Here is a 20950-nt window from a genome sequence, read left to right on the forward strand (position 1 = left end):
ATGAACCTTCACGAGTATCAGGGCAAGCAACTGTTTGCCGATTACGGTCTTCCGGTGTCCAAAGGCTTCGCCGTCGACACCCCCGAAGAAGCGGCACAGGCCTGCAAGAAAATCGGTGGCGACAAGTGGGTCGTCAAGGCCCAGGTCCATGCCGGTGGTCGCGGCAAGGCCGGCGGCGTCAAGCTGGTCGAGAGCCCGGAAGCCGCCAAGGCGTTCGCCGAGCAGTGGCTGGGCAAGAATCTGGTGACTTACCAGACCGACGAAAAAGGTCAGCCGGTCGCCAAGATTCTGGTCGAGAACTGCACCGATATCGCCACCGAACTCTACCTGGGTGCCGTGGTCGATCGCGCCACCCGTCGTGTGGTCTTCATGGCCTCCACCGAGGGCGGTGTCGAGATCGAGAAGGTCGCCGAGGAGACGCCCGAGAAGATCCTCAAGGCCGAGATCGATCCGCTGGTCGGCGCACAGCCGTACCAAGCACGTGAGCTGGCCTTCCAGCTGGGCCTGAACAAGGACCAGATCAAGCAGTTCACCAAGATCTTCCTGGGGCTCTCCAAGCTGTTCCACGACAAGGATCTGGCACTGCTGGAGATCAACCCGCTGGTGATCACCGACGAAGGCAATCTCCACTGCCTCGACGCCAAGATCAACCTGGACGCCAACGCCCTCTACCGTCATCCGGACCTGCAGGCGATGCGCGATCCGTCGCAGGAAGACGAGCGCGAAGCCCACGCCCAGGAGTGGGAACTCAACTACGTCGCCCTCGACGGCAACATCGGCTGCATGGTCAACGGTGCCGGTCTGGCCATGGGCACCATGGACATCGTCAACCTGAACGGCGGCAAGCCGGCCAACTTCCTCGACGTCGGTGGCGGCGCGACCAAGGAGCGGGTGGCGGAAGCGTTCAAGATCATTCTCTCCGACACCAACGTCAAGGCCGTGCTGGTCAACATCTTTGGCGGTATCGTGCGTTGTGACATGATCGCCGAAGGCATCATCGGTGCCGTCGAGCAGGTCGGCGTCAACGTGCCGGTCGTGGTGCGTCTGGAAGGTAACAACGCCGAGCTGGGTGCCGATAAGCTGGCCTCCAGCGGTCTGAACATCATCGCTGCTACCAGCCTGACTGACGCGGCTCAGCAGGTCGTCAAAGCGGCGGAGGGCAAGTAATGAGTATCCTGATCGACAAGAGCACCAAGGTCATCTGCCAGGGCTTCACCGGTGGCCAGGGGACCTTCCACTCCGAGCAGGCGATCGCCTACGGCACCAACATGGTCGGCGGCGTCACCCCGGGCAAGGGCGGCCAGGAGCATCTGGGCCTGCCGGTGTTCAACACCGTCAAGGAAGCGGTCGAGCAGACCGGCGCCGAGGCCAGCGTGATCTACGTGCCGGCCGCCTTCTGCAAGGACTCGATCCTCGAAGCCGCCAACGCTGGCATCAAGCTGATCGTGTGCATCACCGAAGGCATTCCGACCCTCGACATGCTCGACGTCAAGGTCAAGTGTGACGAGCTGGGCGTGCGCCTGATCGGCCCGAACTGCCCCGGCGTGATCACCCCGGGTGAGACCAAGATCGGCATCATGCCGGGTCACATCCACAAGCCGGGCAAGGTCGGTATCGTGTCGCGCTCCGGCACCCTGACCTACGAAGCGGTCAAGCAGACTACCGATCACGGCTTCGGCCAGTCCACCTGCGTGGGCATCGGCGGCGACCCGATCCCGGGTTCCACCTTCATCGACATCCTGGAGATGTTCGAGAAGGACCCGCAGACCGAAGCGATCGTGATGATCGGCGAGATCGGCGGCAACGCCGAAGAGGAAGCTGCGGCCTACATCAAGGCCAATGTTTCCAAGCCGGTGGTCTCCTACATCGCGGGTGTCACTGCCCCTCCGGGCAAGCGCATGGGTCACGCCGGTGCCATCATCGCCGGTGGTAAAGGCACCGCCGACGAGAAGTTCAAGGCACTGGAAGACGCCGGCGTCAAGACCGTGCGTTCGCTCGCCGAGATCGGTGACGCGCTGAAAGCCGCTACCGGCTGGTAAGCGCTTCACGGCGCGAGGCTTGCGCCTCGACGACGGCCCGCCAGGCACTGCCTGGCGGGCCGTTTTGCGTTCTGGGATGGCTATGTCAGGGGGTGATCGCCGGCGGCGCTTTCGACCTTTCGGCACCGGGGAACAGGGCCGTAAAGGGAGTCGGCGCGTTACTGAGAATCAGTGTGGGGAGCTTGGGCCAGCGATCTCCCCGGCGGGAGATCGGGCGTGTGTGGCGCCGATCGCTAGCTGGCGATCAGCGCTGCTGGCGCCGGGCCATCATGCGCAGGAAGGCACGGCCGGCGGTGGCGAGAAAGATCGGGAAGCCTGCCAGCAGATAGAAGTAGTAGGTGACGAAGCGCCAGATCAGTACCGAGGCGGCTGCCGCCTGGGCGCCGATCAGCGGGGTCAGCAGCGCCGAGGAGGTGAGTTCGGCACCGCCGGCGCCACCGGGCAGGAAGCTCAACTGACCGGCGGCCATCGACACCATCTGTACCAGGAAGGTCCAGGCCCAGTCGATATGCTGCCCCAGTCCCTGGACCACCAGGAACAGCACGCTGTAGCGCACCAGCCAGTGAGCGCAGCAGAGCAGGAAGATGGCGAACAGCAGCCAGCGCGGCAGGCGCAGGGTTTCGACCAGCGAGTTGCGGAAGTGCAGCAGGCGGCGTGCCAGGCCGAAGCGAGAACGCCGCTTGACGTTGAGCTTCTCGAGCCAGCGCCCGGTCACCTGCATCACCCGGTTGTAGTGGCTCAGGGTCAGCCACAGGATCACCAGCGCGCTGACCAGCAGGGTGGTGGGCAGGCCCACCAGCCAGCCCAGCTGGAGATCGACCGCTTCAATCAGCACATAGGCGGCGACGCCGACCAGCCCGGAGAGGAAGAACAGCAGGTCGGTGAGCTGATCGACGGCGAAGATCGCCGAGGACTGCGCCGGGCGTACGCCGCGCCGGGCAAGCAGGCCGAGCAGGGTCAACGGTCCACCGGTGCCACCGGGGGTGGCGCAGATGGCGAATTCGGTGGCCATCACAATCGAGAAGGCGCGCACCTGCGACAGCTTGCCGGCGCGCCCGGCCAGTAGCAGGCGCAGGCGCAGGGCGTTGAGATTCCAGCACACGAAGATCATGCCCAGCATCATCAGCAGCAGCGAGGTGGGGAAGCTGCGCAGTTCGGTGACGATACCGCGGCCGCCGATCAGCAGTGGAATCGCCAGTGCCGCCACCAGGCCCAGCACCAGGCACCAGATGATACGCTTCATGCCGCCGAACGATCCTTGCGCGTGGCGAGATCGGGGGCGTGGTGGTCCAGCCAGTGCTGCTTGGTCACCGCTTGACGTCCCTCGCCCAGGAGCTGCTCCACCAACCGGTACCAGTAGTCGTAGGAGGAGCGATAGCGCATGTCGACCGGATGCAGGGCCAGGCGCAAGAGCGGGGCCTGCTGGAAGCGCCGCTGCTGGATCGCGCTGACCACGCGCGACATGCCGCGCCGCCAGGCGCTACGCGCGCTCCACACGATGCTCGGTGCGCTGAGCGGCTCGAAACCGGGCAGGCGGTAGAGCTGCTGCGGATCACTGGTGTAGGTGAAGGGGCGCTGGCCCAGCGCGGCGCGGGTACCCTGACTCATCAGCCAGGCCGGGGCGACGAAGCCGCCATGGGGCCAGCCGCAGGCATCGAACTGGGCCATGCCGTCGTCGAGCAGGGCGCCGGCGGTAGCCTGATCGAGGGTGTAGAACTCACCCTCCCAGGTGTAGATGCGGCGCATGTAGAAGTCGTGCAGGGTGCGCGGTCGAGGCGCATCGTCACGGTGGAAGTAGCCGTGCAGCACCAGCTCGTCGCCGTGGGCCAGGCGTTGATCCAGAACCCGGCGCAGGCTGTCGCTGTGGCGACACTCGCCGCGACCGTGGAAGTCGGGCACCACCAGCCAGGTGATCGGAATCGGGCCGAACCGCTCGCTCAGACGGTCGATCGCCGCGACGAAACCTTGATAGTCGGGCCAGGTTTCCGGGGCGATGTCGTGCAGTACCAGCGAGAAATGCCGTTCAGCCATGTTGCGATCCATGCTGCGCCGCGCCAGCGCTGGCGGTGGCGCTGGTGAGGCGGCGGTAGTGCGTGAGGAGGCCGTCGATGACGATATCCCAGTCGTGGTGGCGCTCGACGTAGCGGCGCGCCCGGCGCCCAGCCTGCTCGGCATCGTGCTGGGTGAACAGCTCGCGCACCGCGCGTGCCATGTCGGCGGGGGAGTGCGGCTCGCTGAGCAGGCCACAGCCCAGCGGCACGTTCTCGGCCAGCGCACCGGCCCGGGCGGCGATCACCGGGATCCCGCTGGCCATCGCCTCGAGGGCGACCAGACCGAAGGTCTCCTGGGTGCCGGCGTGGACCAGGGCATCGCTCGAGGCGAGCCAGCCGGCGACTTCCTCGGTCGGGGTGTAGCGGTCGATCACGCTGACGTTGTCAGGCGTCTGACTGGGCATGCTGGGGCCGACCAGTAGCAGGTGGTAGCCCTTGCCCAGCTGACGGGCCATCTCCAGCAGGTGATGCAGGTTCTTCTCGCGCGAGCCGCGGCCGACGAAGATCAGAAGCTTGGTATCGTCGTCGAGGCCGAGCTTGGTACGCAGGGCCGGATCGCGGAACCGTGGGTGGAAGCTCTCGAGGTCCACCCCCAGCGGCTGTACCGCGACATGCTCGATACCCAGTCGGGTCAGGCGCTCGGCCATCACCCGGCTGGGCGCCAGCACCTGGTCGAAACGTCGGTAGAGCCGGTAGACGTAGCGCTCGACCAGCCGGTCGGTGCCGCTACCGAGGCGATTGCTGATCAGGCGCGGCAGGTCCGAGTGATAGAAACCGACCACCGGCACGTCGAGCTTGCGTCCGGCGTCGAGCGCGGCCCAGCCGGTGACGTAGGGGTCGCCCGCTTCGATGATGTCCGGCTTGACGCGCAGCAGCTCACGTTCCCAGCCGCGACGGCGCAGCGGAAAGCGATAGCCCTGACTGAACGGCAGCGGCGGCGAGGGCACCTCGTGCACACCGTCATGGGAGACCAGCTCGGCACCGGGGATCAGCAGGCTGCAGGTGACCCCGGGGAGTTTGGCCAGACGCCGGTGCTTGGCGTCGAGGTAGGTACGAACCCCGCCGCTGGCGGGGGCATAGAACATCGTGACGTCGGCAATATGCAACGAGCCGCTCCTCTAAAAAACGATCCCTGTCGATACGGCGCATTCCGAGAATGGCGATGACGCCAGAAAAGACCGGATGACGGAGTGCCGGCGGATCGCTCACGCCGGACGTTGAAGGTCTTTCCTAGACAGCAGTATATCGTGTCGCTGTCACAGGGTGTTCACACCATGGTGGTAGCCTGCTTGCGCCGTCCGTGGCGCAGGCGGCTCGTTTCATGTCACTCGGCGGGTGTCGCCACCAGCGAGCGGGTCGCTTCGCGCGCCTCGACGAGCTTGACGCGCAGCGTGCCGCCCAGCTGATAACAAGGTTCGCCGGCGATCTGGATACGGCCTTCCTTGTCGTCGATCGCCACCTGATTGCGGTCGCTGTGCAGCATCGGCGCGGGGATGAAGGCGGTGGCGCCGTTGGCACTCAGTCGCACGCGCATGCCGCCACGACGGATATCGATGATATCGGCGTCGTACACCGTGCCTTGATCGAGGGATTGACCCAGATAGCGCACATAGAGCCAGTCTTTGACGTCACGTTCGGCCATTCGGTTCAGTCGCCGACGTTCGGTCAGTTGCTCGGTCAGTCGCTGGCTGGCCTCGGCCGGTGCCGCTTCACCCTTGAGCACCCCCTTGATCAGGCGATGGTTGACCATATCGCCGTACTTGCGGATCGGCGAGGTCCAGGTGGCATAGGCCGGCAGACCCAGCCCGAAGTGGGGGCCTGGGCGGGCGGACATGTTGGTGTAGCCCTGGAAACGGCGCAGGCGAGCGTCGAGCCAAGCGTCCTCACGGTCATCCAGCGCCCGGCGCAGCTCGCGGTAGCGCGGCAGCTCGCTGAGCTGTTCGCGCTCCACCTCGATCCCCTGGGCGGCCAGGAACTCCAGCGCCGGGTCGAGCTTCTCCGGCTCGAAGGCGTGGTGGACGTTGAAGATCCCGTGACCCACTTCCCGCGACAACAGGTCGGCGCAGCAGGCGTTGGCGACGATCATCGCCTCTTCGATCATGCGCTGGCCGGTACGGCGGGTCTCGGTACGGATATCGAGCACGTTGCCGGCGTCGTCGAGATCGAAGACGTAGTCGGGGCGATCCTTGAATACCAGGGTATGCTGCTCGCGCCAGGCCGCGCGGGCCTGGGCCAGGTCCCTGAGCGCCTCGAGCTGGGGGGCGATCGCCGCCGCCGGTGCTGCGGCGTCGTTCACCCCTTCGAGCCAGTCGGAGACGTCATCGTAGACCAGCCGCGCCTGGGAGCAGATGGTCGCGGCGAAGAAGCGGTACTCGCCGAGGGTGCCGTCGCGGCCTACCTGCAGACGGCAGGCGAGCACCGGGCGCTCGACCTCCGGCTTCAGCGAGCACAGGTCGTCGGCCAGCGCCTCCGGCAGCATGGTCACGTTCTGGCCCGGCAGGTAGACGGTGAAGGCGCGGGTGCGCGCCTCCTGGTCCGCCGGGTGGGACTCGTCGACATAGGCGGTGGGATCGGCGATCGCCACCGTCAGGGTCCAGCCGTCGTCGCTGGTCTCGACGCGCAGGGCGTCGTCCATGTCGCGGGTCTTCTCGCCGTCGATGGTGAAGAACGGTTCGGCGGTGAGATCCTCGCGGGTCAGCCCCTCTTCCTGCAGCGGCCAGGCCTCGGCGGCCGGCGGGCACTCCTGCTCCAGCGCATGGCGCGCCAGGGTCACTCGCCACGGCACGGCGGGGTCGTCACGCTTGACCACCAGCTCGTCGATCTGGGTGAAGAAGCCGCGGTCGTCGGGGCGCAGCGGATGGCGCACCAGACGTGCCACGACCCAGTCGCCGTCGGCGATGCTCGCCTCGTCGAGGGAGCGCTTGATACGCGCCTTGAGCGGCTGGTTGATCGAAGGATGATCGGGGATCACCGCGAGACGACCCTCGCGCAGCTGCACGCGGGCAATGAAGCGATCGAGGGAGGCTTCCAGAAGCTTTTCAGGCTCGGCCTGCTTCTTGTCGCCATCCTCCTTGATCGCGGCCTCGATACGATCGCCGTGCAGAACCTGCTTCATGGCGGGCGGGGGAATGAAGTAAGAGGTACCGTCCTCGGTCTCGAGGAAACCGAAGCCCTTGTCGGTGGCTTTGATGGTGCCCTGGGCACGCGGGGTATTGGCGCGGATGTCTTGCTTCAGCTGGGCCAGAAGAGCGTTGTTCTGCAGCATCGTATCGAATCGGTCGTTGGGCGAGAGCGACACTATACGGATTCCGGCGTTTTCACGCCAACCCGCCGCGCCGGCCGGACTGTCACCCGGCCGGCGCGGTGCAACTGTGGGTCCGTCGTCTCAACCCGCGTTCACCGCCTCGGCGATCGGGGTGGCGCCATCCAGCAGCACATACTCGCGGGCCGGGGCGCGGTGGTTGAGCACCGCCAGGGCAAAGCTGGCGACGTTGTCCCGCGACACCTCGCCGCTGGTCGAAGCGTCCTGCGACAGGGTGACGCGGCCGCTGCCCGCGGTATCGGTGAGGCGCCCCGGACGCAGCACCGTCCAGTCGAGCTCGCTGGCCATCAGGTAGGCGTCGGCGGCGCGCTTGGCGACCAGGTAAGGTTGCAGCTTCTCCGGTCCCGCCAGTGGGTCGACGTGCAGTGTGGAGACCATCACGAAGCGCTGGATGCCGGCCTCCCGTGCCTGATCCACGGCGCGCATGGCGCCATTGAGGTCGATCATCAGGGTGCGGTCGAGGCCGGTGGCGGCTCCGGAACCGGCGGTGAACAGCACCGCATCGCAGCCCTCGAAAGCACCTGCCATGTCGCCGGCGAGGTCTCCGACCACGCTCTCGACGCCCAGCTCGTCGAAGAAGGCCTGCTGTGAAGCGTCGCGCAGCATGGCGCGTACCGGCGCTCCCTGGGCGGCGGCCTGCTGGCAGAAGCGGCGGCCGATCTGGCCGTTGGCACCGATGACCAGTGTCTTGCCCATCTCTTCTCTCCTCAAGGTGGTGATCATGCAATGGATCTCCTTCTGAGCATGGCAGAGGATGCGTGATACGACCAAAGTGGGGGCGGTAGGGGCTGGTGAAGTGGTATTGCAGTGGTTATGTTAGTGGTATTGAACTGGTATCAATACTGGCGCCTCTGCCCCGGACCATATGCCATGCCGTCGTCACTCTCCCGCCTGCAACTCGACCCCTCGCGCGCCACGCCGCTCTATCGGCAGCTGGCGCAGCAACTGATCGACGCGATCGAGTCCGGTGACTGGGAGGCGGGCGAGGCGCTGCCCTCGGAGCGGGTGCTGGCGGAGACCCTGGATATTTCGCGGATCACCGCGCGCAAGGCGCTCGATCGGCTGGTCGCGCTGGGTCTGATCCAGCGCAACCGCGGCTCCGGCACCTTCATTGCCCCTCGGCTCAATCAGTCGCTGACGCGGCTCACCAGCTTTACCGACCTGCTGGTCCAGCGCGGGCATCGCCCCAGCTCACGCTGGCTCGAGCGGCGCCTGGGTGTGCCCACGGCGGAGGAGGGGTTGCGCCTGGGGCTGACCGCGGATAGCCGGGTGGCGCGGTTGAAACGCCTGCGCCTGGCTGACGACGTGGTGGTGGCGGTGGAGGAGAGCTGCCTGCCGGTGAGCGTGGTGGCCGACCCGCAGGCGGTCGAGCACTCGCTCTACCGCTATCTCGAGGCTCAGGGCACGCCGGTGGTGCGCGCACTGCAGCATGTGTCGGCGTGCAACGCCGACACCGAGCTGGCGGCGCTGGCCGAGGTCGCCGAGTCCCAGGCGCTGCTGGTGATGACCCGTCTGGGTTACCTGGCGGACGGTCGGGCGGCGGAGCTGACCATCACCTACTGCCGTACCGACTACTACGACTTCATGGTGGAACTGACGCAGTGATGCCGGCGGTGGCATCACCAGAGGAGAGCACATGCTGTACGGCAACATCCTGACCCCGGACGGCTGGCGGCTGGGCTGGCTGCGCTGGCAGGCAGGGCGGGTGACGGCGATCGACGGCGACGCGGTCGACCCGACCGACAACGATCACCCGCGGCTGCTGCCGGGGTTCGTCGACCTGCACGTGCATGGTGGCGGCGGTGCCGACGCCATGGAGGGGGGCGAGGCCGCGGCGACGTTGGCGCGCACCCACGTACGTTTCGGCACCACCAGCCTGCTGGTGACCACCATGACTGCGCCCCCGGCGGAGATCGAACGCGCCCTGCGTGACGCCGCGGCCTGGGTGGCTGCGCCCCCCGAGTGCGCCGCGCGGCTGCTCGGGGTGCATCTGGAGGGGCCCTATATCAATCCCGGCAAGCTCGGCGCCCAGCCGCCGCACGCGCGCCCCGGGGTGATCGCGGAGGTCGAGGCGCTGCTGGCGCTGGCACCGATCCGGCTGTTGACCCTGGCCCCGGAGCTCTCCGGGCACGCCGAACTGATCCGCCATCTCGATGCCCGCGGCGTGCGGGTGCAGATGGGCCACTCGTTGGGCAGCTATGAAGAGGGGGTGGCCGGGCTCGCCCACGGTGCCCGCGGTTTCACCCACCTGTTCAACGCCATGAGCGGCCTTCACCACCGTAAGCCGGGCATGGTCGGCGCCGCCCTGGCCCATGCCGAGTACGCCGAGATCATCCCCGACCTGCTGCACGTGCATCCGGGGGCGATCCGCGCCGCGTTGCGCTGCATCCCGCGGCTCTACGCGGTGACCGACTCCACCGCGGCGGCGGGTATGCCCGACGGCGAGTATCGGCTCGGCACGCAGCACGTCACCAAGTGCCTGGGCGGCGTGCGCCTGGCCGACGGCACGCTGGCCGGAAGTACCCTGACCATGGATCAGGCATTGCGCAACCTGGTCGCCATCGGCCTCGACCTGGCCGATGCCGCCCAGCGGTTGTCGCGCTTTCCCGCCGACTTTCTCGGCGAGCACGCGATCGGCCGGCTCGAGGTTGGCGCCCACGCCGACGTCGCGGTGATGAGCGCCGATCTCGACCTCGACGCCGTCTATGTCGGCGGCGAGTGTGTCCACCGCCGCGACGCGGCGTCTACCACGGAGACAGACCCATGTCGCTGATGCTGGAAGAGGCACTGAGCGCCCCGCAACGCCTGCGCGAACAGTGGCACTCCAATGCCGAGGGGGTAGCTGCACTGGGGCGCGAGCTGCGGGAAGCCGATCTGCACGGCGCGGTGACCGTGGCGCGTGGCAGCTCCGATCATGCGGCGGCCTATTTTGCCTACCTCGGCATGAAGCGGCTGGGGCTGCCGATCGCCTCGATCCCGCCCTCGTTGACCACGCTTTCGGGAACCCCGTGGCGGGTCTCCGGGCAACTGGCGCTGGGGATCTCGCAGTCCGGGGCGAGCCCCGATCTGATCGCGACCCAGCGCGCGCTGGCGGCGGGCGGTGCGCGCACCCTGGCGCTGGTCAACGCCCCCGACTCCGAACTGGCGGCGGCCTCGCGGCACAGCCTGGGCCTGCATGCCGGCGTCGAGCAGAGCGTGGCGGCGACCAAGAGCTATCTCGCGACCCTCGCCGCCGCGGCGCATCTGATCGCCGCCTGGCAGGGCGACCCCGAGCTGTTGGGCGCCCTCGAGCGGCTACCCGAGCGGCTCGACGCGGCCGCCGCCTGCGACTGGCAGCCCGCGGTCGAGGCGCTGCGCACGGTCGACCGGCTGCTGGTGATCGGGCGCGGGGTAGGGCTGGCCGTCGCCCAGGAAGCGGCGCTCAAGTTCAAGGAGACCTGCGGCATCCAGGCCGAGCCGTTCAGCGGCGCCGAGGTCAAGCATGGCCCGATGGCGCTGATCGAACCCGGCTACCCGGTGCTGATATTGGCACCGCCGGGGCCGGATCAGGCCGGCCTGCTCGATCTGGCGGCATGGCTGCGCGGGGTAGGCGCGCGGGTACTGCTGGCGGCGGACGCCAGCGTCACCTCGCGCGAGCTGGAGCTGAGCGATGCCGGCCACGACGATCTCCAGCCACTGGCGGTGATCCAGAGCTTCTACGTCATGGCGGCACGTCTGGCGGTGGCCCGCGGTGGCGATCCTGACCGCCCGCGGCATCTGCAGAAGGTGACCCGCACGCTTTAGGCCGCGTTCCAGGAACCCGTTAGGGCGCATGCCCGCCGCCCCCATTCACTATCTCGGGTGGGGGCGAGGGCAGGGCTCTCTCCATTCACGCTTCACACGCCGCCGGAGGTCTCATGGCATCTTCTCCCCTCATTCTCAGCGCGCCCCTGCGGGGCCTGGTGGTGGCGCTCGGCGATCTGCCCGATCCGGTCTTCGCGGCCGAGGCCCTGGGTCCCGGGATCGCGCTCGACCCCCTCGACGACATCCTCCACGCCCCCTGCGACGGCGAGGTGATCCAGTGTGCGCGGACCCGCCATGCGGTGACCCTGCGTGACGACACCGGCGGCGAGTGGCTGCTGCATCTGGGGCTCGATACCGTCGATCTGGCTGGCGACGGCTTCACCCTGCTGGTGGCCGAAGGTGAGCGGATCACCGCCGGCACGGCATTGCTGCGCTTCGATGCCGACCGGGTGGCGCGCCAGGCCAAGGCGCTGCTGACGCCGATCGTGCTGACCAACGCCGCGGACCAGCGCCTCGAGCTGCTGGCGACGCCGGGGCAGGTGGTCGAGCGCGGAGAAGCGCTGCTGCTCTGCCATGTCGATGGTGCCGGGGAGGCCGAGGGCGCAGGCTTGAATAGTGATGCGGCGAGTGATGATGACCAGGCCGCCACGGAAGTCCGCCGAGAGCTGACCGTCGCCGCCGCCAGCGGCGTGCACGCGCGTCCGGCGGCGCGCCTGCGGGCCATCGCCCGGGCGCACGACGTCGCCCTGCGGTTGGTGGCGGCGGATGGCCGTGAGGCCGATGCCGCGAGTGTCAGCGCGCTGCTCAACCTGGGGCTGGTCCAGGGCAGCCGCGTGACCCTGGTGGCCCGGGGCGCGCAAGGAGAAGCCGCGCTCGAGGCCGCGAGCACGCTGCTGGCCACACCGGAAACGTCGCCGGCCGCCGCATCCCAGGCGCCCGCTGAGGCGCCGGCGCCGTCTGCCTCGTCGTCGACGGCGCGCGCTGATCCGGAGGGAGAGCCTGGCCAGCTGCGCGGCACCCGCGCCAGTCAGGGGATCGCGATCGGTCCGCTGCGCCACTATGACCCGCCGCTGCCGCGGGTCGCCGAGACGGCGGCCGACCCGGCGGCGGAGCGTCAGGCGCTGACAGCGGCACTGGAGACGGTCGCGGCGACCCTCGAGGCCTCCCGGCGTGCGGCCGTGGCGCAGGGGCACCAGGAAGAAGCGGAGATCTTCGACGCCCACCTGGCGTGGCTGGAGGACCCGGCGCTGCGCGAGGCCGCCGAGCATCATATCGCCGCCGGGTCCAGCGCCGGGCAGGGCTGGTATGCGGCGCTGCAGCGTGAGGTCGGGCGGCTCGAGGCGAGCGATAGCGCGCTGCTGGCGGCACGTGTCGACGATCTGCGCGACCTGCAGCGACGGGTGATGACACCGCTGGCGGAGGCGGGCGAGGACGCGCGGGAGGTCGCGGATGACGATCTCGACGGAGCGATTCTGATCGCCCGCGAGATGACCCCGTCGCAGTTCGTGGCCGTGGCCGGGCGTATTCAGGGCCTGTGTCTGGCCGCCGGTGGAGTCACCTCCCATCTGGCCATCCTGGCCCGGGCGCGGGGGGTGCCCTGCGTGATGGGGCTGGGCGAGGCGCTGCTCTCGCTCACTGCCGAACGTGCCGTGCTCGACGCTACCCATGGCGTGCTCGAGAGTGCCCCCGACGCCGAGCGTCTGGCGCAGCGAGAAGCCGAGCGCGAACGTCACCGGGCTCAGGCTCGCGCCGCCGCCGAGCAGGCCCAGGGGGTGGCGGTCACCCGTGACGGGCGCCAGGTGCATGTCGCCGCGAACGTCGGGTCGGCCGCGGAAGCGGAGGCCGCCGCCCGTGCCGGCGCCGACGGCGTGGGCCTGCTGCGCAGCGAATTCCTGTTCCTGGGGCGCGCCGCGGCACCTACCCGCGATGCGCAGCAGCGGGAGTATGCCGCCGCGCTGGCGGCGCTCGGCGGCAAGCCGGTGATCGTGCGCCTGCTCGATATCGGCGCCGACAAGCAGCTCGACTACCTGACCCTGCCGGCGGCGCCCAACCCGGCCCTGGGCGAGCGTGGCATACGCCTGTGGCGGGCCTTCCCCGAGCTGTTCGACACCCAGCTTGAGGCGCTGCTGCTGGCGGGCAGCGAGGTGGCGGATGCGGCGCAAACCACGCTGCCGCTGCGCCTGATGCTGCCGATGGTGAGCGATGTCGGCGAGCTGCGCTGGGTGCGCCAGCGGCTCGTGGCGTGTGCCACCGCGCTGGGCATCACCCGGCTGCCGGCCCTGGGGGTGATGATCGAGGTGCCGTCGGCGGCGCTGTGCGCCGCGAGCCTGGCCCGGGAGGCCGACTTCTTCTCTATCGGTACCAACGACCTGACCCAGTACGCCCTGGCGATGGATCGCGAGGTGGCGGCGCTGGCGGCGCACTGCGACGTGCTTCACCCCGGCGTGCTGCGGCTGATCCAGGCCACCCTCGACGGGGCCGCTGGGCACTGCCCGGTCGGCGTGTGTGGCGCCGCTGCCGGGGATCCACTGGCGGCGCTGCTGCTGGTGGCGATGGGGGTCGACGAGCTGTCGCTGGAGCCCGCCGGCATTGCCGGTCTCAAGGCGTCGCTGCGCGCACTGGATACAGCGGCCCTGGCCGCCCGGGTGCCGGAGCTGCTGGCACTCGACGATGGCGCCGCGGTGCGCGCGGCACTGACGACGTGGCTCGATACGCCGGCGTCCGCGGCACAGGCGTGACCACGCGCCAGCATCATATTCACAATCACAAGATCTCAGGAGAGGGGCATGCTCCAGACATTGGGTATCCGGCTGATGGCCGGACTGCAGAAACTCGGGCGCTCGCTGATGCTGCCCATCGCGGTGTTGCCGGTGGCGGGTCTGCTGCTGCGCCTGGGGCAGCCCGACCTGCTCGACATCGGTTTCGTCGCCAATGCCGGCAATGCGATCTTCTCCCACCTGGCGCTGATCTTCGCCATCGGCGTGGCGGTAGGCTTGGCCGATGACGACAACGGTGCTGCCGGGCTGGCCGGGGTGATCGGTTATCTGGTGCTGGAGGCGGTGCTGGAGACGCTCAACCCGGATATCAACATGGGCGTACTCGCCGGCATCATCATCGGTAGCGTGGCGGGCCTACTCTACAATCGCTACAAGGCGATCAAGCTGCCGGATTACCTGGCGTTCTTCGGTGGGCGGCGCTTCATCCCCATCGTCACCGGTCTCTCGGCGGTGGCCTTGGGTGGGCTCTTCGGGGTGATCTGGCCGCCGATCCAGCACGCCATCGATCAGCTCGGCCAGTGGCTGATCGATGCCGGCGACCTGGGGCTGTTCGTCTATGGTGTGCTCAATCGCATCCTGATCGTCACCGGGTTGCACCATGTGCTCAATAGCTTCGTGTGGTTCGTATTCGGCAGCTACGACGGGGCGACCGGCGATCTCAATCGCTTCTTCGCTGGCGACCCCAGCGCGGGCGGCTTCATGGCGGGCTTCTTCCCGGTGATGATGTTCGGGCTGCCGGCGGCGGCGCTGGCGATGTACCACGCCGCACCGCGGGGCCGGCGCGCCCAGGTCGGCGGCTTGCTGCTGTCGCTGGCACTGACGGCCTTTCTCACCGGGGTGACCGAGCCGATCGAGTTCTCGTTCATGTTCCTGGCGCCGCTGCTCTACGCCTTCCATGCCCTGATGACCGGCCTGTCGATGGCGCTGATGGACCTGCTCGGAGTCAAGCTCGGCTTTACCTTCTCCGCTGGCGCCTTCGACTACGCGCTCTCCTATGGGCTCTCGACCCACGGCTGGATGATGATCCCGGTGGGGCTGGCTTATTTCGCGCTCTACTACCTGGTATTCCGCTGGGCCATCGCACGCTTCGATCTGCCGACGCCGGGGCGCGAGCCCGATGCGCCGGCGGGGCCTGCCGCGGCCAGCGCAGGGCCGCGCGGCCCCGCGTTCGTCGAGGCACTCGGCGGTGTCGCCAATCTGGTCAGCGTGGGCGCCTGTACCACGCGCCTGCGGCTGGTGATGAGTGATGCGGGGGCCATCGACGAGACGGCGCTCAAGACGCTGGGCGCGCGCGGCATCCTGCGCCTGCGCGGCGGTGGCCTGCAGGTGATCCTGGGGCCGATCGCCGACGCTGTGGCCGATGACATTCGCACCGCGCTGCGCCAGCAGGGCGCCGCTGTCGAGGCCGCGCCGGTGCCGGCAACGGTGGAGGAGGAGCGCGCCGCGCTGGCCGTGGCCGAGCTCGATGCCGACTCCCGCGAGGCGTGGCTGGCAGTGGTGGGCGGGCACGACAACCTGCGCCAGGTGAGTGTCGTCGCCACGACCCGGCTGCGCCTCGACCTGGCCGACCGCCGGCAGTTGGACGAGGCCACGCTGCGCGGGCTGGGCGCGGCCGGGGTCCAGCGCTTCGCCGATGGCACCCTGCATGTGGTGATGGGGCCGCAGGCGGCGGCGGTGGCCAAGAGTCTGGCTGACTGAGCCTCACCCGCGGCGCGACAGTGGTATCTTGGGCCGCAGACGACGCGCACGTCGTCTGCGCCTCAGGTGCGGCGCCGCGCCAGGTCGGCGAGCGCTGACCGCTGTCACACAAAGCCCCCTCTGCCAGAGTCACAGGAGCTCTCATGCCCCCCTACCTGATTGCCAGCGATCTCGACGGTACCCTGCTCGACGCCGAGCATCGCGTCGCTGCGCTGACCCGCGAGACCCTGGCGCAACTGGTCGCGCGCGGCCACACCCTGGCGCTGGCCTCCGGCCGCCATCATCTGGACATCGCCGAGATCCGGCGCCAGCTCGAGCTCCCCGCCTGGATCATCAGCAGCAACGGTGCCTGTGTGTTCGATGCCGATGACCGCGTGGTCAGCGAGCGCCTGGTGCCGCAGGCGCTGGTGGAGGCGTTGGTGGCGTTGCCGCGACCGGCGTCGGTGCGGCTCAATCTGTATACTCGCGAGCGCTGGCTGATCGATGCCGAGGCGCCGGCGCTGTTGCCGCTGCACGCCATGACCGGTTTCACCTATCAGGTCGACGATCTACGCGACCTGAGTCAGGCGGCCGTGAGCAAGGTGCTCTATATCGGCGAGCCGTCGCTGCTGGCGCCGCTCGAGCGCACATTGCGCGAGCGCTACGGCGAGGCGCTGCACATTACCTATTCGGCGGCCAATTCGCTGGAGGTGATGCAGCGTGGTGTCGACAAGGGCAGCGCGCTGGCGCAGATGCTGGCGGCGCTGGCACTGCCCGCCTCTCAGGCGCTGGCCTTCGGCGATAACTTCAATGACGTCGAGATGCTGACGCTGGCCGGCAACGCCTTCGTCGTCGCCAACGCCCATCCCGAGGTGATTGCCCGACTGCCCCGGGCCGAGCGCATCGGCGCCCATCACGAGGCGGCGGTGGCGCACACCCTGCGGCGTTTCTTCGCGCTCGATTGAAGGCATTCTCTATCGCATCAACCCGCGATCGCGTTCGTCCTCGGCCGCCTTCGTGCTGGAGCGGCGGCGGTGGCCAGCCATTGCCACCGTCAGCGAGAGGGCGGTTCGCGCCCGCTCTGGGCCGAGTCGTCCAGCCGGCGCAGTTGCTGCCACACCTCGCGGCGTAGATCGGACAGGCGCGGACGCTCGTCGGCGGCGAAGGCGATCGGGCGGGTGGTGGCGATGGCACGCAGACCCAGGCGTGCGGTGAGCAGGCCGGCGCCGAGGCCCTGGCCGGCGCGGGAGGAGAGCTTGGCGGCGAGGTTCATCGACAGCAGGTCCATGCCGGCATCGGTGACCATCTCGCTGGCGCCGGCGAAGGCCATGTTGCGCAGCACCTCGCGGAACAGGCGCAGGCGGCTGGCGTAGCCGAGCTGCAGGCCGTAGAGCGCGGCGATGCGATCGAGCATGGCGATGTTGCGCCAGGCCATCAGCGCCATGTCGACCAGCGTCAGCGGGCTCACCGCGACCATCACTGCGGTCTCCCCCGACATCCGCGTGACCAGCCGGCGCGCGGCCTGATCCCGCGGGCGCAGCAGGTGCCAGGCGAGCAGTTCGCGGGTCTCGGCGGCGCTGTGGTGGGGCTGCTGGGCGGCGATGAAGGATTGCCAGTGCGGATGGGTCCGCGAGAGCCCCATCTGGGCACGCAGCTCCTCGGCCAGCGCCAGCGGCTCGACGCTCTCCTGCGTGCCTTCACCGCTGGCCGGCCAGGTGTCGTCGAGACGCTCGCGCAGGCGGGCGTGGCGGCGCAGCTTGCGCAGTCGCCACAGCTCACCCAGCAGCGCCTTGCCGCCGAGGCCGATGGCCAGCAGTCCCAGCGCGCTCCAGGCGCCGGCCAGCCAGTCTCCTCCGAGGGTGGCGTGGTAGAGGGTCTGGCCCGCCTCCAGCGTGCCCAGTCCGAGGCTGGTGCTGAGTAGCACCAGCAGCCCCCAGCGGCGCTTGCGTGGCGGTGCCAGAGCGGCATCCAGCGCCGGTGAGGGCATCTCCTCTTCGGCTGCCGGGGTCGAGGGCTGCTCGGGCAGATAGGCGTGCGCACCGCGCAGCGGCGTGGCGTCGCCGGTGGGTTCGTCACTGGTGGCAGTGGGCTCGTCGAAGCGCCGGCCAGGGCGGGGGTCGCTCATCGCAGCTTGTCTCCCAGGAGCCAGTCGAGCGCCGCATCCATGCGGATGTGCGGCAGCGCGCCGCCATCGGCCGGCGGCGGGCGAAAGGCGGTGAAGGTGAAGCCCTGGCGCTGCCAGAAACCGGCATCGGGCAGCCGCGCGGGGACGTCGCCGGGGTAGAGCAGCAGCGGGGCGTCGTCGAGACCGTGGCCGCGCAGCGCTGGCTGGCGCTGGCCGTCGCTCTCCACCTGACGGTTCTCGGTGGCGCGGATCGCGGCCAGCGAAAAGGCGCGCACCGGGACGTCGGCGTAGCGCAGATCCTTGAGCGGCTCGGCCAGCAGCGACTCGAGCAGCGCGACCAGATTGGCGTGCTGATCCGGCGTGACGTGATCGGCCTTGGTGGCGGCGATCGCCAGCCGGTCGATGCGCGGCGCGAACAGCCGATTGAGCAGGCTGCGCTTGCCGTAGTCGAAGCTCTGCATGAGCGTGGCCAGGGCGCTGGCGAGATCCTCGAAGCGCTCGGGCCCGGCATTGAGCGCGCCGAGCACGTCGACCAGCACGACCTGGCGGTCGAAGCGGCGGAAGTGCTCGCGGTAGAACGGCTTGACCACGTGCTGCTGATAGTGGCGAAAGCGCCGCGCCAGGGTCTTGTAGAGGCTCTCGGCGGGCAGCGCCTCGAGTTGGCGCCGGTCCGCTTCGGCGATGCCGGGCAGGGGGAAGAACTGCAGCACCGGCGCACCCTCGAGCTCGCCGGGGAGCAGGAAGCGTCCCGGCTGCAGATGCGAGAAGCCGGCTTCCCGGGCCTGCCGAAGATTGTCGGCGTAGCGCCCCGCGAGTTCGGCCAGGCGGGTCTCGTCGACTACCTCGTCGGGGCGATGGGCGGCGACCGCGCGGCGCCACGGCTCGGCGAAGCGCTGGCGCTCGGGACCTATGGCCGCGAGCTGGGCCTCGCTCCAGCCGAGGAAATCGTGCGCGAGCAGCGGCAGATCGAGCAGCCACTCGCCGGGATAGTCGATCAGATCCAGAGTCAGGTTGGCGGTATCGCCCAGCAGGCCGCGGGCGCGCCGGGTCTTGAAGCGCAGCTTGAGGCGCAGCTCGCTGATCCCGCGGGTCGGTTCCGGCCAGCGCGGTGGCTCGCCGGCCAGGCTGGCGAGCGCCTCGTCGTAGGGGAAGCGCGGAATGCCCAGGTCGGGCTGCGACATGCGCTGGGCGCCGAGCAGGCGGCCCTCGCGGGCCGGCTTGAGCAGATCCAGCCGGGCATCGATGCCGGCGTGGCGCAGTTGGTTGACCAGCGAGGTCAGAAACGCCGTCTTGCCAGCGCGGGAGAGCCCGGTCACTGCCAGGCGCAGCTGGCGGTCGCGGCCGCGCTCGATCAGGTTGTGAATTTCTTGGGTCAGGTCTCGGGGCATCGCCTCGTTATCCGCACGCATTCGCCGTCAGGGTACCTGAAATGTGTGGGTAAACCGCTGTTCAGGCAAGGGTCACACGGAAAAAGGGCGCTCGGATGCGCGAACGCCCCGCACGGGGCGGGGCGTTGCCGGGTGAGCTCGTGCGGGGACGAAACCCGCTGGATGAACTCGATTGGCGCAGGCTGGCTCAGTTGGCGAAGGCGAGATAGATGGCGAACACCAGCACCAGCAGCAGGATGCCCACCGGCACCGCGCCTTTCCACGGGGTCAGGTCGACCGCCTTGACGTCCTCCTGGATCCAGGCCACGCGACGCGGTGCGATCTTGCCGATCAGCAGCATGCCGAGGATCAGCAGCACGAACACTCCGGCGACGAAGTGGTACTGGTTGGTCAGGTCGAGGATGGCGTTGAACGGCGGCACGAAGTAGCCCAGGGCGATCAGCACGATACCGCCGATCAGACCGAAGATGGCGGCACTCTCGGGAACGCGCTTGGTCAGCAGGCCGACGATCACCACCGCCAGGATGGGGATGAAGTAGATCGCGTTCATTGTCTGCAGATAGTCGAACAGACTCTCCTGGCCGGCCAGCAGCGGAGCGATCGCCATCGACGCCACCGCCATGATCCAGCCGAACACCTTGCCCGACTTGACCACTTCGGATTCGCTGGCGTCCTTGCGGAACACGCCCTTGTAGATACCCAGGCTGAACAGAGTGGTGGTGCTGTTGAGCGCCGAGTTGAACGAGGAGAGGATGGCGCCGACCATCACCGCGGCGAAGAAGCCGGTCAGCCACGGCGGCAGCAGGTGGAACACCAGATGGCCGTAAGCCTGGTCCGGGGCGATGCCGTCGCCGGCGTAGAGCTGGAAAGCGATGATCCCCGGCAGCACCAGATAGAGCGGACCGAGCAGCTTGAGGAAGCCGGTCAGCAGCACCCCTTTCTGGCCTTCGGAGAGGCTGCGCGCGGCGAAGGTGCGCTGGATGATCTGCTGGTTGGTGGACCAGTAGAAGAGGTTGATCAGAAAGACCCCGGTGAACAGCGTCGGCCACGGGACCTGCTGGTCCGGCCCGCCGAGGGAGTTCAGGCGCTCCGGCTGTGAGGCCTGGATCGCGTGCCAGCCGGCGGCGATGCCGTTGCCGTCACCCACCGCGTCGAGCCCCAGATAGACGATCAGCAGACCGCCCACCAGCAGGCCGATGGCGTTGATGGTGTCGGACACCGCGACCGTACGCAGGCCGCCGAACAGCGCATAGATCGCGCCGATCAGGCCCACGCCCCACACCGTCAGCCACAGCAGGGTCGTGCTCGACTCGATGCCGGTCAGCACCGGTAGATCGAGCATTCCCTGCAGGCCCACGGCGCCGGAGTAGAGAATGATCGGCAGCAGGATCACCGCGTAGGCGATCAGGAAGATCACGTTACAGATCAGCTGGGCCGTCGGGCCGAAGCGCTCCAGCAGCAACTGCGGCACGGTGGTGATGCCGCTGCGCAGGAAGCGTGGCAGGAAGAACAGCGCCAGCAGCACCAGCGCGACTACCGCGACCACTTCCCACGCCATCACGCTGAGGCCGTCGGCGAAGGCCGCGCCGTTGAGCCCCACCATCTGCTCCGTGGAGAGGTTGGTCATCAGCAGCGAGCCGGCGATCAGCGGAAAGGTCAGGCTGCGTCCGGCGAGAAAGTAGCCGCGGGTGTTGCTGAGGTCGTCACGATGGGTGATACGCCAGGTGATCAAGGCGACCAGCCCCGTGAAGAAGAGAAACGAGATCAGAGTCCATGCATGCATTGGGG

At 68.7% G+C, this 20950-nt stretch carries 16 protein-coding genes; 8 read left to right on the top strand and 8 right to left on the bottom strand.

All coding sequences use genetic code 11. The features are described from left to right. Positions 1 to 1167: an ADP-forming succinate--CoA ligase subunit beta gene (gene sucC / locus DOM67_RS04205; protein WP_110674421.1), complete on the top strand. Its 1167-nt coding sequence runs from the start codon at positions 1 to 3 to the stop codon at positions 1165 to 1167. After that, on the top strand, positions 1167 to 2039 hold the full coding sequence (gene sucD / locus DOM67_RS04210; protein WP_110674422.1) for a succinate--CoA ligase subunit alpha: 873 nt from the start codon (positions 1167 to 1169) through the stop codon (positions 2037 to 2039). Before sucC ends, sucD begins: the two co-directional genes overlap by 1 nt. 244 nt (positions 2040 to 2283) lie before the next feature. Here sucD and DOM67_RS04215 read toward each other — a convergent pair whose 3' ends face one another. The 5 genes from DOM67_RS04215 to DOM67_RS04235 all read right to left on the bottom strand — a co-directional run bounded on the left by DOM67_RS04215 (position 2284) and on the right by DOM67_RS04235 (position 8135). Next, positions 2284 to 3282: a lysylphosphatidylglycerol synthase transmembrane domain-containing protein gene (locus DOM67_RS04215; RefSeq protein ID WP_110674423.1), complete on the bottom strand. Its 999-nt coding sequence runs from the start codon at positions 3280 to 3282 to the stop codon at positions 2284 to 2286. Next, positions 3279 to 4070, bottom strand: a complete 792-nt coding sequence (locus tag DOM67_RS04220) for a polysaccharide deacetylase family protein (RefSeq protein WP_110674424.1) — start codon at positions 4068 to 4070, stop codon at positions 3279 to 3281. Before DOM67_RS04220 ends, DOM67_RS04215 begins: the two co-directional genes overlap by 4 nt. Further along, the gene (locus tag DOM67_RS04225; protein ID WP_110674425.1) at positions 4063 to 5196 is read right to left on the bottom strand and encodes a glycosyltransferase family 1 protein; all 1134 of its coding nucleotides are present in this window, start codon (positions 5194 to 5196) and stop codon (positions 4063 to 4065) included. Before DOM67_RS04225 ends, DOM67_RS04220 begins: the two co-directional genes overlap by 8 nt. 218 nt (positions 5197 to 5414) lie before the next feature. Beyond that, on the bottom strand, positions 5415 to 7355 hold the full coding sequence (locus DOM67_RS04230) for an exoribonuclease II (RefSeq protein WP_110674531.1): 1941 nt from the start codon (positions 7353 to 7355) through the stop codon (positions 5415 to 5417). Between the two features lie 120 nt (positions 7356 to 7475). Continuing rightward, a complete protein-coding gene (locus tag DOM67_RS04235) occupies positions 7476 to 8135 on the bottom strand; it encodes an NAD(P)-binding oxidoreductase (protein ID WP_232825131.1) in 660 nt (219 codons plus the stop codon). Positions 8136 to 8282: 147 nt separating this feature from the next. Here DOM67_RS04235 and DOM67_RS04240 point away from each other — a divergent pair, with 147 nt between their 5' ends. The 6 genes from DOM67_RS04240 (at position 8283) to DOM67_RS04265 (ending at position 16614) form a co-directional block, all read left to right on the top strand. Next, positions 8283 to 9017, top strand: a complete 735-nt coding sequence (locus DOM67_RS04240; protein ID WP_110674427.1) for a GntR family transcriptional regulator — start codon at positions 8283 to 8285, stop codon at positions 9015 to 9017. Positions 9018 to 9048: 31 nt separating this feature from the next. Continuing rightward, positions 9049 to 10185 carry an N-acetylglucosamine-6-phosphate deacetylase gene (nagA, locus tag DOM67_RS04245; RefSeq protein ID WP_110674428.1) on the top strand — a complete coding sequence of 379 codons (1137 nt, stop codon included), beginning with the start codon at positions 9049 to 9051 and terminating at the stop codon, positions 10183 to 10185. After that, positions 10176 to 11195 (top strand): SIS domain-containing protein, encoded by a 1020-nt coding sequence (locus DOM67_RS04250; RefSeq protein ID WP_198651723.1) that lies wholly within the window; start codon positions 10176 to 10178, stop codon positions 11193 to 11195. Before nagA ends, DOM67_RS04250 begins: the two co-directional genes overlap by 10 nt. 113 nt (positions 11196 to 11308) lie before the next feature. Continuing rightward, entirely contained in the window at positions 11309 to 13933 is a 2625-nt protein-coding gene (gene ptsP, locus DOM67_RS04255) for a phosphoenolpyruvate--protein phosphotransferase (RefSeq protein WP_110674429.1), read from the top strand. 48 nt (positions 13934 to 13981) lie between these two features. Further along, positions 13982 to 15670: an N-acetylglucosamine-specific PTS transporter subunit IIBC gene (gene nagE / locus DOM67_RS04260; protein ID WP_110674430.1), complete on the top strand. Its 1689-nt coding sequence runs from the start codon at positions 13982 to 13984 to the stop codon at positions 15668 to 15670. Between the two features lie 143 nt (positions 15671 to 15813). Next, positions 15814 to 16614 carry a Cof-type HAD-IIB family hydrolase gene (locus DOM67_RS04265; protein WP_110674431.1) on the top strand — a complete coding sequence of 267 codons (801 nt, stop codon included), beginning with the start codon at positions 15814 to 15816 and terminating at the stop codon, positions 16612 to 16614. An 89-nt stretch (positions 16615 to 16703) separates the two neighbouring features. Here DOM67_RS04265 and DOM67_RS04270 read toward each other — a convergent pair whose 3' ends face one another. From DOM67_RS04270 to DOM67_RS04280, 3 genes are all read right to left on the bottom strand, one after another. After that, positions 16704 to 17774: a TIGR01620 family protein gene (locus DOM67_RS04270; RefSeq protein WP_110674432.1), complete on the bottom strand. Its 1071-nt coding sequence runs from the start codon at positions 17772 to 17774 to the stop codon at positions 16704 to 16706. Further along, positions 17771 to 19162: a YcjX family protein gene (locus tag DOM67_RS04275; protein WP_110674433.1), complete on the bottom strand. Its 1392-nt coding sequence runs from the start codon at positions 19160 to 19162 to the stop codon at positions 17771 to 17773. The genes DOM67_RS04270 and DOM67_RS04275 overlap by 4 nt, the downstream gene beginning before the upstream one ends. Positions 19163 to 19349: 187 nt before the next feature. Then, positions 19350 to 20945 (bottom strand): solute:sodium symporter family transporter, encoded by a 1596-nt coding sequence (locus DOM67_RS04280; protein ID WP_110674434.1) that lies wholly within the window; start codon positions 20943 to 20945, stop codon positions 19350 to 19352. Positions 20946 to 20950 lie beyond the last annotated feature (5 nt).

The sequence above is a fragment of the Salinicola sp. RZ23 genome (assembly GCF_003206675.1).
Classification (GTDB): domain Bacteria; phylum Pseudomonadota; class Gammaproteobacteria; order Pseudomonadales; family Halomonadaceae; genus Salinicola; species Salinicola endophyticus.

Excerpts from the sequence above, each read along its gene's own strand:
- ptsP (WP_110674429.1), top strand. The coding sequence starts at position 11,309 with ATGGCATCTTCTCCCCTCATTCTCAGCGCGCCCCTGCGGGGCCTGGTG.
- DOM67_RS04230 (WP_110674531.1), bottom strand. The coding sequence starts at position 7,355 with ATGCTGCAGAACAACGCTCTTCTGGCCCAGCTGAAGCAAGACATCCGC.
- DOM67_RS04235 (WP_232825131.1), bottom strand. The coding sequence starts at position 8,135 with ATGATCACCACCTTGAGGAGAGAAGAGATGGGCAAGACACTGGTCATC.
- DOM67_RS04220 (WP_110674424.1), bottom strand. The coding sequence starts at position 4,070 with ATGGCTGAACGGCATTTCTCGCTGGTACTGCACGACATCGCCCCGGAA.
- DOM67_RS04250 (WP_198651723.1), top strand. The coding sequence starts at position 10,176 with ATGTCGCTGATGCTGGAAGAGGCACTGAGCGCCCCGCAACGCCTGCGC.
- nagE (WP_110674430.1), top strand. The coding sequence starts at position 13,982 with ATGCTCCAGACATTGGGTATCCGGCTGATGGCCGGACTGCAGAAACTC.
- DOM67_RS04270 (WP_110674432.1), bottom strand. The coding sequence starts at position 17,774 with ATGAGCGACCCCCGCCCTGGCCGGCGCTTCGACGAGCCCACTGCCACC.
- sucD (WP_110674422.1), top strand. The coding sequence starts at position 1,167 with ATGAGTATCCTGATCGACAAGAGCACCAAGGTCATCTGCCAGGGCTTC.
- DOM67_RS04275 (WP_110674433.1), bottom strand. The coding sequence starts at position 19,162 with ATGCCCCGAGACCTGACCCAAGAAATTCACAACCTGATCGAGCGCGGC.
- DOM67_RS04240 (WP_110674427.1), top strand. The coding sequence starts at position 8,283 with ATGCCGTCGTCACTCTCCCGCCTGCAACTCGACCCCTCGCGCGCCACG.
- DOM67_RS04215 (WP_110674423.1), bottom strand. The coding sequence starts at position 3,282 with ATGAAGCGTATCATCTGGTGCCTGGTGCTGGGCCTGGTGGCGGCACTG.
- nagA (WP_110674428.1), top strand. The coding sequence starts at position 9,049 with ATGCTGTACGGCAACATCCTGACCCCGGACGGCTGGCGGCTGGGCTGG.
- DOM67_RS04265 (WP_110674431.1), top strand. The coding sequence starts at position 15,814 with ATGCCCCCCTACCTGATTGCCAGCGATCTCGACGGTACCCTGCTCGAC.
- DOM67_RS04280 (WP_110674434.1), bottom strand. The coding sequence starts at position 20,945 with ATGCATGCATGGACTCTGATCTCGTTTCTCTTCTTCACGGGGCTGGTC.
- sucC (WP_110674421.1), top strand. The coding sequence starts at position 1 with ATGAACCTTCACGAGTATCAGGGCAAGCAACTGTTTGCCGATTACGGT.